This window comes from uncultured Kluyvera sp., from assembly GCF_902485085.1.
Lineage (GTDB): Bacteria > Pseudomonadota > Gammaproteobacteria > Enterobacterales > Enterobacteriaceae > Kluyvera > Kluyvera ascorbata.
Map to the genome: position 1 here is coordinate 23480 of NZ_CABTJS010000185.1, position 14187 is coordinate 37666.

The 14187-nt window shown below is 56.3% G+C and carries 10 protein-coding genes; 5 read left to right on the forward strand and 5 right to left on the reverse strand.

All coding sequences use genetic code 11. The features are described 5' to 3' along the window. The first annotated feature begins 333 nt into the window (after positions 1-333). Positions 334-1221, forward strand: a complete 888-nt coding sequence (gene metF, locus RDN66_RS23460; RefSeq protein WP_035892378.1) for a methylenetetrahydrofolate reductase — start codon at positions 334-336, stop codon at positions 1219-1221. A 341-nt stretch (positions 1222-1562) separates the two neighbouring features. Next, on the forward strand, positions 1563-3737 hold the full coding sequence (gene katG, locus RDN66_RS23465) for a catalase/peroxidase HPI (protein WP_035892379.1): 2175 nt from the start codon (positions 1563-1565) through the stop codon (positions 3735-3737). 140 nt (positions 3738-3877) lie between these two features. Here the strand turns inward: katG and RDN66_RS23470 are convergent, their stop codons facing one another. Genes RDN66_RS23470 through ptsP form a run of 3 tightly spaced genes read right to left on the reverse strand, consistent with a single transcriptional unit; the run spans position 3878 to position 8166 of the window. Next, positions 3878-4981 (reverse strand): glycerol dehydrogenase, encoded by a 1104-nt coding sequence (locus RDN66_RS23470; RefSeq protein WP_115073656.1) that lies wholly within the window; start codon positions 4979-4981, stop codon positions 3878-3880. 9 nt (positions 4982-4990) lie between these two features. Continuing rightward, positions 4991-5653 carry a fructose-6-phosphate aldolase gene (gene fsa / locus RDN66_RS23475; RefSeq protein ID WP_115073655.1) on the reverse strand — a complete coding sequence of 221 codons (663 nt, stop codon included), beginning with the start codon at positions 5651-5653 and terminating at the stop codon, positions 4991-4993. Positions 5654-5664: 11 nt separating this feature from the next. After that, positions 5665-8166 carry a phosphoenolpyruvate--protein phosphotransferase gene (gene ptsP / locus RDN66_RS23480; protein ID WP_202216830.1) on the reverse strand — a complete coding sequence of 834 codons (2502 nt, stop codon included), beginning with the start codon at positions 8164-8166 and terminating at the stop codon, positions 5665-5667. A 311-nt stretch (positions 8167-8477) separates the two neighbouring features. On the opposite strand from ptsP, the gene RDN66_RS23485 reads away from it, so the two are divergent. The 3 genes from RDN66_RS23485 to RDN66_RS23495 all read left to right on the forward strand — a co-directional run bounded on the left by RDN66_RS23485 (position 8478) and on the right by RDN66_RS23495 (position 10345). Then, a complete protein-coding gene (locus RDN66_RS23485; RefSeq protein ID WP_123651633.1) occupies positions 8478-9557 on the forward strand; it encodes a PTS fructose transporter subunit EIIC in 1080 nt (359 codons plus the stop codon). A gap of 18 nt (positions 9558-9575) precedes the next feature. Continuing rightward, a complete protein-coding gene (locus RDN66_RS23490; RefSeq protein WP_035897728.1) occupies positions 9576-9896 on the forward strand; it encodes a PTS fructose-like transporter subunit IIB in 321 nt (106 codons plus the stop codon). Between the two features lie 92 nt (positions 9897-9988). Beyond that, on the forward strand, positions 9989-10345 hold the full coding sequence (locus tag RDN66_RS23495) for a PTS fructose-like transporter subunit IIB (protein ID WP_115073653.1): 357 nt from the start codon (positions 9989-9991) through the stop codon (positions 10343-10345). Here RDN66_RS23495 and RDN66_RS23500 read toward each other — a convergent pair. Together RDN66_RS23500 and ppc are read right to left on the reverse strand one after the other, a co-directional pair. Beyond that, positions 10332-11171, reverse strand: a complete 840-nt coding sequence (locus tag RDN66_RS23500; protein ID WP_115073652.1) for a helix-turn-helix transcriptional regulator — start codon at positions 11169-11171, stop codon at positions 10332-10334. The two genes, RDN66_RS23495 and RDN66_RS23500, sit on opposite strands and share 14 nt — an antisense overlap. A 165-nt stretch (positions 11172-11336) precedes the next feature. Further along, positions 11337-13988: a phosphoenolpyruvate carboxylase gene (gene ppc / locus RDN66_RS23505; protein WP_123651636.1), complete on the reverse strand. Its 2652-nt coding sequence runs from the start codon at positions 13986-13988 to the stop codon at positions 11337-11339. Positions 13989-14187 lie beyond the last annotated feature (199 nt).

The following is a 14187-nucleotide window of genomic DNA, read 5'->3' on the forward strand; positions in this document are numbered from 1 at the left end:
TGAATTTTTGTTTAGTAGGCGAATGCGTGAAAAATATGAGATCTAGTTCTCAAATTCTATGCCATAGTGAAAGTGTGGTTAATGTGACCAGACGGGGAGCGTGTGAGAGGGTTGCCAAACTATTTATGTGCGGGAAATCGCTCTCTGACAGCACAGCCTGCTCCATTTACCGGAGAGGTGAAAATTTTTCATCTTGATTGCAGAGAACTCACTTTTTACGCGGATTTTTCTATTGACGCCTGACCTCTTTTGGGGCACTTTTACATCCAGACGTCTAAACGGATAGATGTTTACAACACAACAATAATGACACGTGATTGATAGGGGTAAGGTATGAGCTTTTTTCACGCCAACCAGCGGGAAGCGCTGAACCAGAGTCTGGCCGAAGTTGCAGGGCAGATTAACGTTTCTTTCGAATTTTTCCCGCCGCGCACCAGTGAAATGGAGCAAACCCTGTGGAACTCTATCGATCGCCTAAGCAGCCTGAAGCCGAAATTTGTGTCGGTCACCTACGGGGCGAACTCCGGCGAGCGCGACCGTACGCACAGCATCATCAAAGGTATTAAAGATCGCACTGGTCTGGAAGCGGTACCGCACCTGACATGTATCGATGCGACGCGCGACGAACTGCGTGCTATCGCCCAGGATTACTGGAACAACGGCATCCGTCATATCGTCGCCCTGCGTGGTGACCTGCCGCCAGGCAGCGGCAAGCCGGAAATGTATGCCTCCGATCTGGTCACTTTGCTGAAAGACGTGGCCGACTTTGATATCTCCGTGGCAGCGTACCCGGAAGTACACCCGGAAGCGAAAAGCGCACAGGCGGACCTGCTTAACCTGCGACGTAAAGTGGAAGCCGGTGCAAACCGCGCCATCACCCAGTTCTTCTTTGATGTCGAAAGCTATCTGCGCTTCCGTGACCGCTGCGTCTCGGCGGGCATCGATGTGGAAATTATCCCGGGCATTTTGCCGGTGTCGAACTTCAAGCAGGCGAAGAAATTTGCCGACATGACCAACGTGCGCATTCCTGCCTGGATGTCGGCAATGTTCGACGGCCTCGACGATGACGCCGAAACCCGCAAGCTGGTGGGCGCGAACATCGCCATGGACATGGTGAAAATTCTGAGCCGCGAAGGGGTGAAAGATTTCCACTTCTACACGCTGAATCGCGCGGAAATGAGCTACGCCATTTGCCACACGCTGGGCGTGCGTCCGGCGTAATATTTTGCCGGATAGCGCTACGCTTATCCGGTATCCGGCCTACGACATTGGTATTTTGTAGGCCCGGTAAGCGAAGCGCCACCGGGCAGCGGCTCGCGTTCAAATTCCCTGCTTAGAAATAAGAAACTCCTTATATTTTGAGGGGTTTCTTGTCGTTTCTCTCGATCGATCACAGTCAACTTACCCCAAATTATGTAAGGATAAGGCTGACCTGCGCAGAAATTCCTCTCTGACAAGGGAAAAATAAGAGGAATTAACTATCAAATCCGTGGGTCATTTCAGCTATAACTTATCAGCAGGGGTGTATATCTTAACGATAAATACTGTAAGGGAGCATAGTGATGAGCACGCCAGACGATATCCAGAACGCAGGTAAATGTCCTTTCCACCACGGTGGTGATCACGATTTAAGCGCCGGCGCTGGCACCAGTAGCAAGGACTGGTGGCCGAAGCAGCTTCGCGTTGATTTACTTAATCAGCATTCCAATCGATCTAACCCGCTGGGTGAAGACTTCGATTATCGCAAAGAATTCAGCAAATTAGATTACTCCGCACTGAAAGGTGATATTCGTGCGCTGTTAACTGATTCGCAGTCCTGGTGGCCAGCAGACTGGGGGAGCTATGTGGGGCTGTTTATCCGCATGGCATGGCACGGCGCGGGTACCTACCGTTCTACCGATGGTCGCGGTGGCGCAGGGCGCGGTCAACAGCGTTTTGCACCGCTGAACTCCTGGCCAGATAACGTGAGTCTGGATAAGGCGCGTCGTCTGCTGTGGCCAATCAAACAGAAATATGGGCAGAAAATTTCCTGGGCCGACCTGTATATCCTTGCGGGTAACGTGGCGCTGGAAAACTCTGGCTTCCGTACCTTTGGTTTTGGTGCCGGGCGTGAAGACGTGTGGGAACCGGATCAGGACGTAAACTGGGGTGATGAAAAAGCCTGGCTGGCACACCGTGACCCGGAAGAGCTGGCAAAACGCCCGCTCGCGGCTACCGAAATGGGCCTCATCTACGTGAACCCGGAAGGGCCAAACGCCAGCGGTGAACCGCTGTCTGCGGCAGCGGCGATTCGCGCCACCTTCGGTAACATGGGGATGGACGACGAAGAGACCGTAGCGCTGATTGCCGGTGGTCACACGTTGGGCAAAACCCACGGCGCGGCTTCGGCTACGCACGTCGGCCCGGATCCGGAAGCAGCTCCTATTGAATCTCAGGGCCTGGGCTGGGCAAACAGCTTCGGCAGCGGGGCGGGTAAAGATGCCATCACTTCCGGTCTGGAAGTGGTCTGGACGCAGACCCCTACCCAGTGGAGCAACTACTTCTTCGAGAACCTGTTCAAATACGAATGGGTGCAGACCCGCAGCCCGGCTGGCGCAATCCAGTTTGAAGCGGTTGACGCACCGGACCTGATCCCAGATCCGTTCGACCCGTCGAAAAAACGTAAACCAACCATGCTGGTGACCGACCTGACGCTGCGCTTCGACCCGGACTTCGAGAAAATTTCTCGCCGCTTCCTGAACGACCCGCAGGCCTTTAACGAAGCTTTTGCCCGCGCGTGGTTCAAACTGACCCACCGTGATATGGGGCCAAAAGCGCGTTACATCGGGCCAGAAGTGCCACGTGAAGATCTGATTTGGCAGGATCCGCTGCCACATGCGTTCTTCAACCCTACCGCCGAAGATATCGAAAGCTTGAAGGCGGATATTGCAGCGTCCGGCCTCTCCGTGAGCGAACTGGTGTCGGTTGCGTGGGCTTCGGCTTCCACCTTCCGCGGCGGTGATAAACGCGGTGGTGCGAACGGTGCTCGTCTGGCGCTTGCGCCACAGCGTGATTGGGAAGTGAACGCCACGGCGGCTCGCGTTCTGCCGGTGCTGGAAGGTATCTATAAGTCAGCGCACAAAGCTTCTCTGGCCGATATCATCGTGCTGGCAGGTGTGGTGGGCGTTGAGCAGGCAGCGAAAGCGGCCGGCGTTAACATCAAAGTGCCGTTCACTCCGGGTCGCGTAGATGCGCGTCAGGATCAGACGGACATCGAGATGTTTGAGCTGCTTAAACCGATCGCTGATGGTTTCCGTAACTATCGTGCGGCACCGGGCGAAGCGACCACCGAATCTCTGCTGATCGACAAAGCACAGCTGCTGACCCTGACTGCGCCGGAACTGACCGTACTGGTTGGTGGTATGCGCGTACTGGGTGCGAACTTCGACGGTAGTAACCACGGTGTCTTTACCGACAACGTGGGCGCGCTCAGCACTGACTTCTTCGTCAACCTGCTGGATATGCGCACCGAGTGGAAAGCGACTGACGAAACGTCTGAGCTGTTTGAAGGCCGTGACCGTGCGAGCGGTGAGGTGAAATACACCGCAACGCGCGCTGACCTGGTCTTTGGCTCTAACGCCGTACTGCGCGCGCTGGCTGAGGTTTATGCTTCCAGCGATGCGAAAGAGAAGTTTGTGAAAGACTTCGTGGCGGCATGGGTGAAAGTGATGAACCTGGACCGTTTCGACCTGCTGTAAGGTGGGCGTGATGGAATAAAAAATCCCCGCGAAAGCGGGGATTTTTGTTTGTGGGCTTAAGGTAGCCCTGACGAGACGCGTTAGCGGCGACTCCGGGGAGATCCCGGCGTCACTTCGTTCGGCCGGGTTACTTTATTTCATTACTCCCACTCGTGCAGAAAACGCTGCCCATACTGATCGGCCACCAACAGCGCCGCGTAAACACGGTCAGGGTCCGCGCCGCCAGGCATGTTGTGGATGGTTTCCCCTTCGGCGCAGGCCGCTTCCGCGACCAGGCGCATTTTCGCCGGAATATCTTCTTTGATATCCAGCTGCGCCAGGGTGATCGGCAGGCCGACGCTGTGGCACAGGGCGGCAACGGTTTCAATTTCTTCCACCGAGGCGTTTTCCAGAACCAGCTGAGTCAGCGTACCAAACGCGACTTTCTCACCATGGTAATAATGATGCGCGTCCGGAATCGCCGTCATGCCGTTGTGGATGGCGTGTGCTGCGGCCAGACCACCGCTCTCAAAGCCGACGCCGCTCAGATAGGTGTTGGCCTCAATCACGCGCTCCAACGCTGGAGTCACCACGTGCTGCTCGGCGGCCAGCATTGCTTTTTCGCCTTCTTCAATTAGCGTGTTGTAGCACAGCTCGGCCAGCGCCAGCGCGGCTTGGGTGCATTTGCCGCCGGCCATGGTGGTGGCGCCGCTGCGTGAGCAGGCGCGTGCTTCAAACCAGGTGGCCAGCGCATCGCCAATACCGGCTGCCAGCAGACGTGCTGGGGCACCGGCGACAATTTTGGTGTCGACGATAACCATGTTCGGGTTATGCGGCAGCATCAGATAGCGGTCGAATTCACCGTCATCGGTATACAGAACGGAGAGCGCACTGCACGGTGCATCGGTAGAGGCGATGGTGGGAACAATCGCGACCGGCAGATTCATAAAGTGGGCCAGCGCTTTAGCGGTATCCAGCGTTTTCCCACCGCCGATGCCTAAAATGGCGCTGCATTTTGCGCTGTTTGCCACGTCTTGCAGACGGTTAACTTCGTTCTGCGAGCACTCGCCGCCGAACGGCGCGATTTCAACGGACAGGCCTGCGCCGGTCAGGCTTTTACGCAGCGTCTCTTCGGCAAATCCCAGCACGAACTTATCACCGACGACCAGCCAGCTATTGGCCATTGGTTTCAGGTAGTCACCAAGACGCGTGATCACGTCTGCACCCTGAATATACTTACCTGGTGATTGAATAATGCGATCCATACATTTCTCCTACAGGTTCAGATTACCAAATGCGTTTTTCCAGTCTTGCTCAAACTTCTCTATAGCTGACTCTACTGCGGGAGTGCCGAGCATTTGTTGCGCTACATCTAAAGGAAGTGTGATGGCTTCACATCCAGCCAATAAACAGTCCAACGCCTGACGTGGGGTTTTGAAACTGGCGGCCAGCACTTTGCTCTCCGGGGCGTGCAGTTCCAGCAACGATTGCAGCTCCTGAACCATACGAATGCCGTCCCCGCCTTGTGCATCAACGCGGTTGACGTATGGCGCAACGTATTTTGCACCGGCCAGCGCCGCCAGTAGCCCCTGAGAGGCGCTGTAGACGGCGGTGCCAAGCGTTGGGATACCTTCTTTTTTCAGGAGCTTAATGGCCGCAAGACCTTCAGCGGTGACCGGAACCTTCACCACAATTCCCGGCACCGCGTCATTCAGCTTACGCGCGTCGGCGACCATGCCTTCGGCGGTGCGGCTCATGGTCTGGGCAAACAGGGTGCCGTTTTCGCCCACGGCTTTTTTCAGTCGCGGCAGCACGTCCCAGATGGATTCGCGGCTAGCGGCTACGATGCTCGGGTTGGTGGTGACACCGACAATCGGAAAAATACGGGCCAGACGTTCCACTTCCTGCACGTTGGCGGTATCCAGATACAGTTCCATGCTATTTCCTCTTAAAGTTCCAGTTCGTGTTGCAGCAGGCTGGCGATAGCGTCGGCAGAGGCGGCGTTAACCAGAGCGCTGCGGAATTCTTCATGCATGATGCGGCGGGCCAGGCGCGAGAAGATGCGCATATGCTGGTCTCCGGCGGCATGTTTGTTCAGCGTCAGCATAATGATGAACTGCGCCTCGTCATCGCCCCAAGCCACCGGTGCGGGCAGGCGGGCGACGCTGATGGTCGATTGCTCAATATGTTCAGACTTGCTGTGCGGAATGGCAAAGCTGAAACCCAGTCCGGTGGAGAAGACCGCTTCTCGCGCCCACAGGTCGGCTTCCAGCTTGCGCGGGTAACGGCAGCGTCCGGCGAGCAGCAGGTTGTCGGTCATCCCTTTGATGACCTCTTCTTTGCTGCGCCAGTCGTTGTCGAGCGAAATACAGCGCGGGGTAATCAGCGGGGCGTCCTGCTGGCTCATGCGGAACTGGGCGAGCAGATGTTCCACTTCCAACGACGTACGGCAGGCCATTGCCTGGTTGAGCAACTGACGGCAGGCGCGGCTGTCGAGCTGTGCCAGACGCGCTTTGGTCGCCGGAATCGACGGCGCGCTCATGCTGATTTCATCCATTCCGAGCCCAACCAGCAGCGGCAGTACCGAGCCTTTGGCGCCCAGCTCGCCGCACAGGCCAATCCATTTCCCCTGACGATGCACCGCCTGCACGGCGAAATCGAGGGCGCGCAGGAAGGCAGGATTCAGACTGTTGTAGTGACGGGTTACTTTGGCGTTATCGCGGTCAACCGCCAGCAGATACTGGGTCAGGTCGTTGCTGCCGATACTGAAGAAATCAATTTCTTCACAGCACTGATCGATGATGAACATCACCGACGGTACTTCCAGCATGATGCCCAGCGGAATGCGCTCATCAAACGGCACGTGTTCGCTGCGCAACTGTTGTTTAGCTTCGGCCACCTTCTCTTTGACCCATAAAATCTCTTCCATGGAGGAGATCATCGGAATCATGATTTTCAGGCTGCCGTGGGCGGAAGCGCGGAGAATCGCGCGCAGCTGGGTGGTGAACAGTGCGGAGTACTCTTCATAAATGCGCACTGCACGGTAGCCAAGGAACGGGTTGTTCTCTGCCGGAATGTTGAGGTAATCCACCGGCTTATCGCCGCCGATGTCCATGGTACGGATAATAATGCTACGCCCTTCGGCGGACTCCAGCGCCTGGCAGAAAATGTTATACAGCTCGCTCTCGCTCGGTTCACTGGCTCTGTCCATATAGAGCATTTCGGTGCGGAACAGGCCGACGGCCTCCGCGCCATTGCCAAAGGCTGCCTGTGCTTCAACGGAGTGGGCAATGTTGGCGGCAACTTCCAGACGAATGCCGTCGACGGTGCGCGCTTCTTTATGCAGCCACACGCTTTGCTGTTCGCGAATGGCGGCCTGTACGCGTGCTTCCTGCTGGTAGTAACGGGAGATGGCCTCAGTTGGGGCAACAATCACCGCGCCCGCGTTGCCGTCGAGGTAAACCGGCTGATTCTGCCACGGCGTCAGTGCATCAATCTCCACGCCCACGAGGGTCGGAATATTAAAGGAGCGAGCGAGAATGACCGTGTGCGAGGTGGTGCCGCCGCTTTGCAGCAGCAGGCCTTTAAGCAGGGTTTTGTCCAGTTCGAGGAACTGGCTTGGGGTCAATTCTTCCGCAACGCAGATGGACGGCTGGGTAAGCTGGCCCGGTGCCGGGAAGCGGTCTTCACCATAAATATGCTGCAGCAGCTGGAAGCCGACGTCGCGAACGTCCAGCGCGCGCTCTTGTAAATAGCTGCTGCTGGAGCGGGCAAATTCGGCGCAGAAGTGGTTGGCGCTCTCAATGATGGCCTGCGCGCAGCTCAGACCGTTATTCACGCCTGCCAGTAAATGCTGGCGCAGCGAGGTATCGGTGGCGAGCGAACGGTGCGCTTCCAGGATGGCGCTGGCGGTGCTGTCGTTGTCTAACAGCCGCAGTTCCAGCGTTCTGACCAGCCGTGTCAGGCCACTATCCAGCGCTGCTTGTTCTTGCTCTGCGCTTTTGGCGGGCGGCAGTTCACCGAGGTTGTTGAGATCCAGCGCCGCAAGGCGAGTGAGCACGCCGCCCGCGCTGCCGTTGCAGACCGGTAGCGCGCGAAATAGCGTCGGGTTGAGGCGAGTTAAGGACTCCGGCAGTGCCTCCTGCTCTACGTTGGCAACCTGCGCCAGCGGCGCATCGCACAGGGGAAACTCCTCTTTCAGCCAGGCGGAGAGGCGTTGATGCGCGCTCTGTTCATCCGCACCGTTCAGCAGCAGGCGGCAGCTATCGCCCGACAGCGTATCGGTGCCGATAATCGCCAGCGCGCTTTTAGCATTGCCCTTACGGTCCGTGCGCAGGTTATGCCACTCAATATCGCAGCTAAATGTGTTGCACAGCGTCTCTACGTGACTGGCCGGGCGGGCGTGGACGCCGTTCGGTAATTCACAGACAAATTCAACAACCAATGCCATAACCTTCTCTCCCAAATCATTCGATATGGGTAACAGAATAGGGGGCTTGTGAAGGGCCATGCTATCTGACATTTATGTCAAAAACTGGACAAATGTATGGTCTGCTGGAAAATGCGAGCAACCTCACAGGTTGCTCGCCTGGTGTATTTTCCGCGTTGTTGCGCTAACTTTGAGGTCGCTCGCATTTTTCTTCTGATATTACAAAAATCCAGTAAATGCACTTTTTATCCACTGTCTGTCCCGCCGCCAATTGCCTATTGTTTGCCACAACACCCTAATAGACATGGGCCAAAGAAGCCCAGGAGCGACTGATGAAAGAATTGGTGCAAATACTCAAAAACACCCGTCAGCATTTAATGACTGGTGTGTCGCACATGATCCCGTTTGTTGTTGCAGGCGGCATTTTACTGGCCGTCTCCGTCATGCTGTACGGCAAAGGGGCCGTACCTGATGTAGCAACCGACCCTAACCTGAAAAAGCTATTTGATATTGGCGTCGCGGGCCTGACGCTGATGGTACCGTTCCTGGCCGCCTACATTGGTTACTCGATTGCTGAACGTTCTGCGCTGGCGCCTTGCGCCATCGGCGCGTGGGTAGGTAATAGCTTTGGTGCGGGCTTCTTCGGCGCGCTGATTGCCGGGATTATTGGCGGCATCGTGGTCTACTACCTGAAGAAAATTCCGGTGCACAAAGTGCTGCGCTCGGTGATGCCTATCTTCGTGATTCCTATCGTCGGCACCTTTATTACTGCGGGCGTCATGATGTGGGGGCTGGGCGAGCCGGTGGGGCTGCTGACCTCCAGTCTGACGCAGTGGCTGCAAGGCATGCAGGCTGGCAGCATCGTGGTGCTGGCGGTGATTATGGGCCTGATGCTGGCGTTCGATATGGGCGGCCCGGTGAATAAAGTGGCCTACGCTTTCATGCTGATCTGCGTTTCTCAGGGCGTCTATACCGTGGTGGCGATTGCCGCCGTCGGCATCTGCGTTCCGCCGCTGGGTCTGGGGTTGGCAACGCTGATTAACCGTAAAAACTTTAACAATGAAGAGCGTGAAGCGGGGAAAGCCGCGCTGGTCATGGGCTGCGTAGGGGTAACTGAAGGGGCGATTCCGTTCGCGGCGGCCGACCCGCTGCGCGTCATCCCTTCCATTATGCTGGGTTCCGTCTGCGGCACCGTCACCGCCGCGCTGATGGGGGCACAGTGCTACGCCGGGTGGGGCGGCTTGATTGTCCTGCCGGTGGTTGAAGGCAAGCTGGGCTACCTGCTAGCGATTGTGGTTGGTGCGGTAGTGACTGCGGTTAGCGTCAACGTCCTGAAAAGCCTGGCGCGTAAGAACAAAAAAGCGGTTGTCGAAAAAGAAGACGACTTAGATTTAGATTTTGAAATTAACTAATTGAGAAGGTAGAAGATTATGACCAATATTATTGCGGTAACAGCTTGTCCTTCCGGTGTAGCACACACTTATATGGCAGCGGAAGCGCTGGAGAGTGCGGCAAAATCGAAAGGCTGGAACGTGAAGGTAGAAACGCAGGGGTCAATTGGTCAGGAAAATGAGCTGACGGCGAGCGATGTAGCCGCAGCCGACATGGTGATTCTGACCAAAGACATCGGCATTAAGGCCGAAGAGCGTTTTACAGGGAAAACCATCGTGCGGGTTAATATTAGCGATGCGGTTAAACGCGCCGACGCTATTATGAATAAGATCGAGGCACACTTAGCGCAAAGCGCGTAAGTTTGACCCCGATACAATAGAAACTCAGTAACTGGCGGGCGCGAAAGGATTTTTTGCGCCCGCCAGCGTTTGTTTTCTGCAAGGAGGAGACGATGACGGTAACGAGCGGAAGAATGCTAGTGGCAGTAACGGCCTGCGTCAGTGGGGTTGCCCACACGTATATGGCGGCGGAACGTCTGGAAAAACTCTGTCAGCAGGAAAAGTGGACGATCAAGATAGAAACGCAAGGTGCGCTCGGCATTGAAAATGCGCTGACGGAAGAGGATATCCGCCGTGCAGACGCGGTGCTCCTGATTACCGATATTGAGCTGAACGGTGCAGACCGTTTTACCCAGAGCCGCTACGTGCAGTCTGGGATTAGCGCCTTTTTACGCGAGCCGCAGAAGGTCATGACCGCGGTGCGCAAGCTGCTTTCCGCGCCGCAGCACACGCATATTATTCTGTCGTAGTCAGCTGGCTGTGGTACTGGCGACGGTACTCTGACGGTGAGCGGTCGGTATTTTTACGAAACAGACGGCAGAAGTAGTTGCTGTCGACAAACCCACAGGCGTGGGCAATCTCTTTGACCTTCAGGTCGTAGCCCTTCAACAACCGTCTGGCGTGTTCCAGCCGCGTGTGGTTGAGGTATTCGTTAAACCCCATCACCCCGCTTTTCTGGAACAGGTGCGACAGATAGTTGGGGGAGATGTAGAACGCCTGGGCGACTGATTCACGGGTCAGCGGTTCGGCAAAGTGGCTATCGATATATTCGCGAATGGCGTCGAACAGCGCCTGGCTGCGCGATGCGGTCTGGATTTGGCTGCTGAGCAGATCGGCACAGTGGCTAATCAGGCTGGTGGCTATCAGGCGCGCGGTTTGTTGTTCCTGCGGCTGCATCTGAATTTCACTCATGGTTTGCAGCAGGAAAGAGCCGACGCGCGGGCCTCGTCGGGCGACGTGCTGCTTAGCCATGTTTTTCAACTGCTGCCCATCCCATTGCTGCACGCTAAACCCCAGTTGCTGTTTGCCAAACAGAATGCTTAACGTGGTGACCGGGCTCTGCCACTGTGGGAAATTCCAGCCGCCAGCGGGAACGTAGAGTGCATCCAGTGCCTGCATGGACTCACCCAGCGCAGCGTCGGTGAGCTGCCCTTCAAGCAAGATCTCCAGCCGGGGAAAATCGACCTGAAAAGCCATCTCCGGCACCGGCGAGTGATTCCCGGCAAACCAGATTTTTTGCAGCGGCGTGATACCTGAGGCGATGTGGGAAAGCAGTGGGTTGATGTCGGAATGCATGGGGATCCCTGTCGTAGTGAACAACGAAGAAACCTTAACCGAGAGGATAAAAAAAGGCCACAAAGAATGTGGCCTTTTGGCGTGCAGGTCGACCGGCCGACGCCGGAGCCGCACTGTACATATTCCCGGCGTCGCTTCGCTCGGCCGGGCTACATGGGGGAGAGATTAACCTGTGTTACGCATACCCGCAGCAACGCCCGCGATGGTGACCATCAGCGCTTGCTCAACGTTATGGTTTGGTTCCTGGCCTTCTTCTTCCGCTTTACGTGAACGGTGCAGCAGTTCGGCCTGCAGAACGTTCAGCGGGTCGGTGTAGACGTTACGTAGCTGGATAGACTCGGCAATCCACGGCAGGTCGGCCATCAGGTGCGCATCGTTAGCGATATCCAGCACCACTTTGATGTCGGCTTCCAGCTGGTCGCGCAGTTCGGTACCCAGACCCCACAGCTCTTTTTTCACCAGACGCTGATCGTAGTATTCCGCCAGCCACAGGTCAGCTTTCGAGTAGACCATCTCCAGCATGCCCAGGCGGGTTGAGAAGAACGGCCAGTCGCGACACATGGCTTCCAGCTTGCTCTGTTTGCCATCTTCGACCACTTTTTGCAGCGCGGCACCGGCACCCAGCCAGGCTGGCAGCATCAGGCGGTTCTGCGTCCAGGCGAAGATCCATGGAATTGCACGCAGGGACTCGACGCCGCCGGTTGCGCGACGTTTTGCCGGACGTGAACCCAATGGCAGTTTGCCCAACTCCTGCTCCGGTGTAGCAGAACGGAAGTACGGCACGAAATCTTTGTTTTCACGCACGTAGCCGCGGTACATCTCGCAGGAGATATCCGACAGTTCGTCCATGATGCCGCGCCACTCTTCTTTTGGTTCCGGCGGTGGCAGCAGGTTCGCTTCCAGAATGGCGCTGGTGTACAGCGACAGGCTGCTGACGGTGATTTCCGGCAGACCGTATTTGAAGCGGATCATCTCGCCCTGTTCGGTCACACGCAGGCCACCTTTCAGGCTTCCCGGAGGCTGAGAGAGCAGCGCAGCGTGAGCCGGTGCGCCGCCGCGGCCAATGGAACCACCGCGACCGTGGAACAGCGTCAGCTCGATGCCCGCTTTCTCACAGGTTTTGATCAGAGCATCTTGCGCCTGGTACTGCGCCCAGGATGCCGCCATGACGCCCGCATCTTTTGCGGAGTCGGAATAGCCAATCATCACCATCTGTTTGCCCTGAATAAAGCCGCGATACCAGTCGATGCCCAGAAGCTGGGTCATGACGTCGTCGGCGTTGTTCAGGTCGTCGAGGGTTTCGAACAGCGGAGCAACCGGCAGTGCGAAGGTAATGCCCGCTTCTTTCAGCAGCAGATGAACCGCCAGCACGTCAGACGGCGTTTTTGCCATTGAAATAACGTAGGCGGCGACTGAGCCGACAGGGGCATCGACAATCGCTTTACAGGTATTAAGAACTTCGCGGGTTTCGTTGCTTGGCTCCCAGCTACGCGGGAGAAGCGGACGTTTGGAATTCAGTTCGCGGATCAGGAAGGCCTGCTTGTCGGCTTCCGACCAGCTTTCGTAGTCGCCGATGCCCAGATAGCGAGTCAGCTCGCCCAGCGCTTCGGTGTGACGGGTGCTTTCCTGACGCACGTCGATACGCACCAGCGGCACGCCAAAACACTTCACGCGACGCAGGGTATCGAGCAGTTCGCCGTTGGCGATAATGCCCATCCCGCAGGCCTGCAGCGATTTATAGCAGGCGTACAGCGGTTCCCACAGCTGTTCGTTCTGGCTGATAAGGCCCGCCGGTTTCGGTAGACGCTCGCCTTTCAGGCGCGCTTCCAGCCAGGCTTGGGTTGACAGCAGGCGGGTACGCAGGTTTTTCATCAGGAAGCGGTACGGCTCGGTGGCACCGGCTTCACCAACCAGCTCGCGCAGTTCGTCGGTACACTCGACCATCGACAGCTCAGAAATCAGGATCTGAATATCTTTCAGGAATAGGTCGGTCGCTTTCCAGCGGCTGAGCAGCAGCACGTGGCGGGTGATTTCTGCGGTGACGTTCGGGTTGCCGTCGCGGTCGCCGCCCATCCAGGAGGTGAAGCGTACCGGCACGAAATCGACCGGTAGCTGGTAACCGAGGTTCTCTTCCAGCTGTTCATTCAGTTCGCGCAGGTAGTTGGGTACGCCTTCCCACAGGCTGTTTTCCACCACCGCAAAGCCCCATTTGGCCTCATCAACCGGGCTTGGACGATGCTTACGAATTTCATCGGTGTGCCAGGACTGGGCAATCAGCTGGCGCAGACGGCGCATCACCTGGTTGCGTTCGTAGTCGGCGATATCGGTGTTATCGAGCTGCTTTAAGCAGTTGTTGATCTCACCCATTTTGTGAATCAGGGTACGACGCGTGATTTCGGTTGGGTGCGCGGTGAGTACCAGCTCCAGCGACAGGGATTCAACGGCTTTTTTGATGATAGTTTCGTTGAGATTAGGTTGGTCTTTGAGTTTACGCAGGGTACGAGCAATCACTTCCGGGTTGCTTGCCGCTTCGCCTTTTGGCGAAATGCTGTGATACTGCTCGGCGGTGTTGGCCAGGTTCAGGAACTGACTGAACGCGCGGGCGACCGGCAGCAGCTCATCGTTGGACAGGTTCTGCAGCGTGGTGAGCAGCTCCTGGCGATTGGCTTCATTGCCCGCACGAGAAGATTTGGACAACTTACGGATCGTTTCTACACGGTCAAGAATGTTCTCGCCAAGCGCATCCTTGATGGTATCGCCTAGCACTTTACCGAGCATACTGACATTACTACGCAACGCGGAATATTGTTCGTTCATTAACCCAGACACCCCATCTCATTTTATTTTGTTATATCCCAACCCCTGGAACGTAAGGGCGAGATAAAGACACCTCTTTTATAAAGCCACGTAAAAACCCGTACGTCAATTGCTGCGAAATCGCTTCAGCAAACGAATAAATCGCGACAATTTATGAAAGTTAATTCGTATCGTGCCAGATAAGAAATGCTTATGAAGA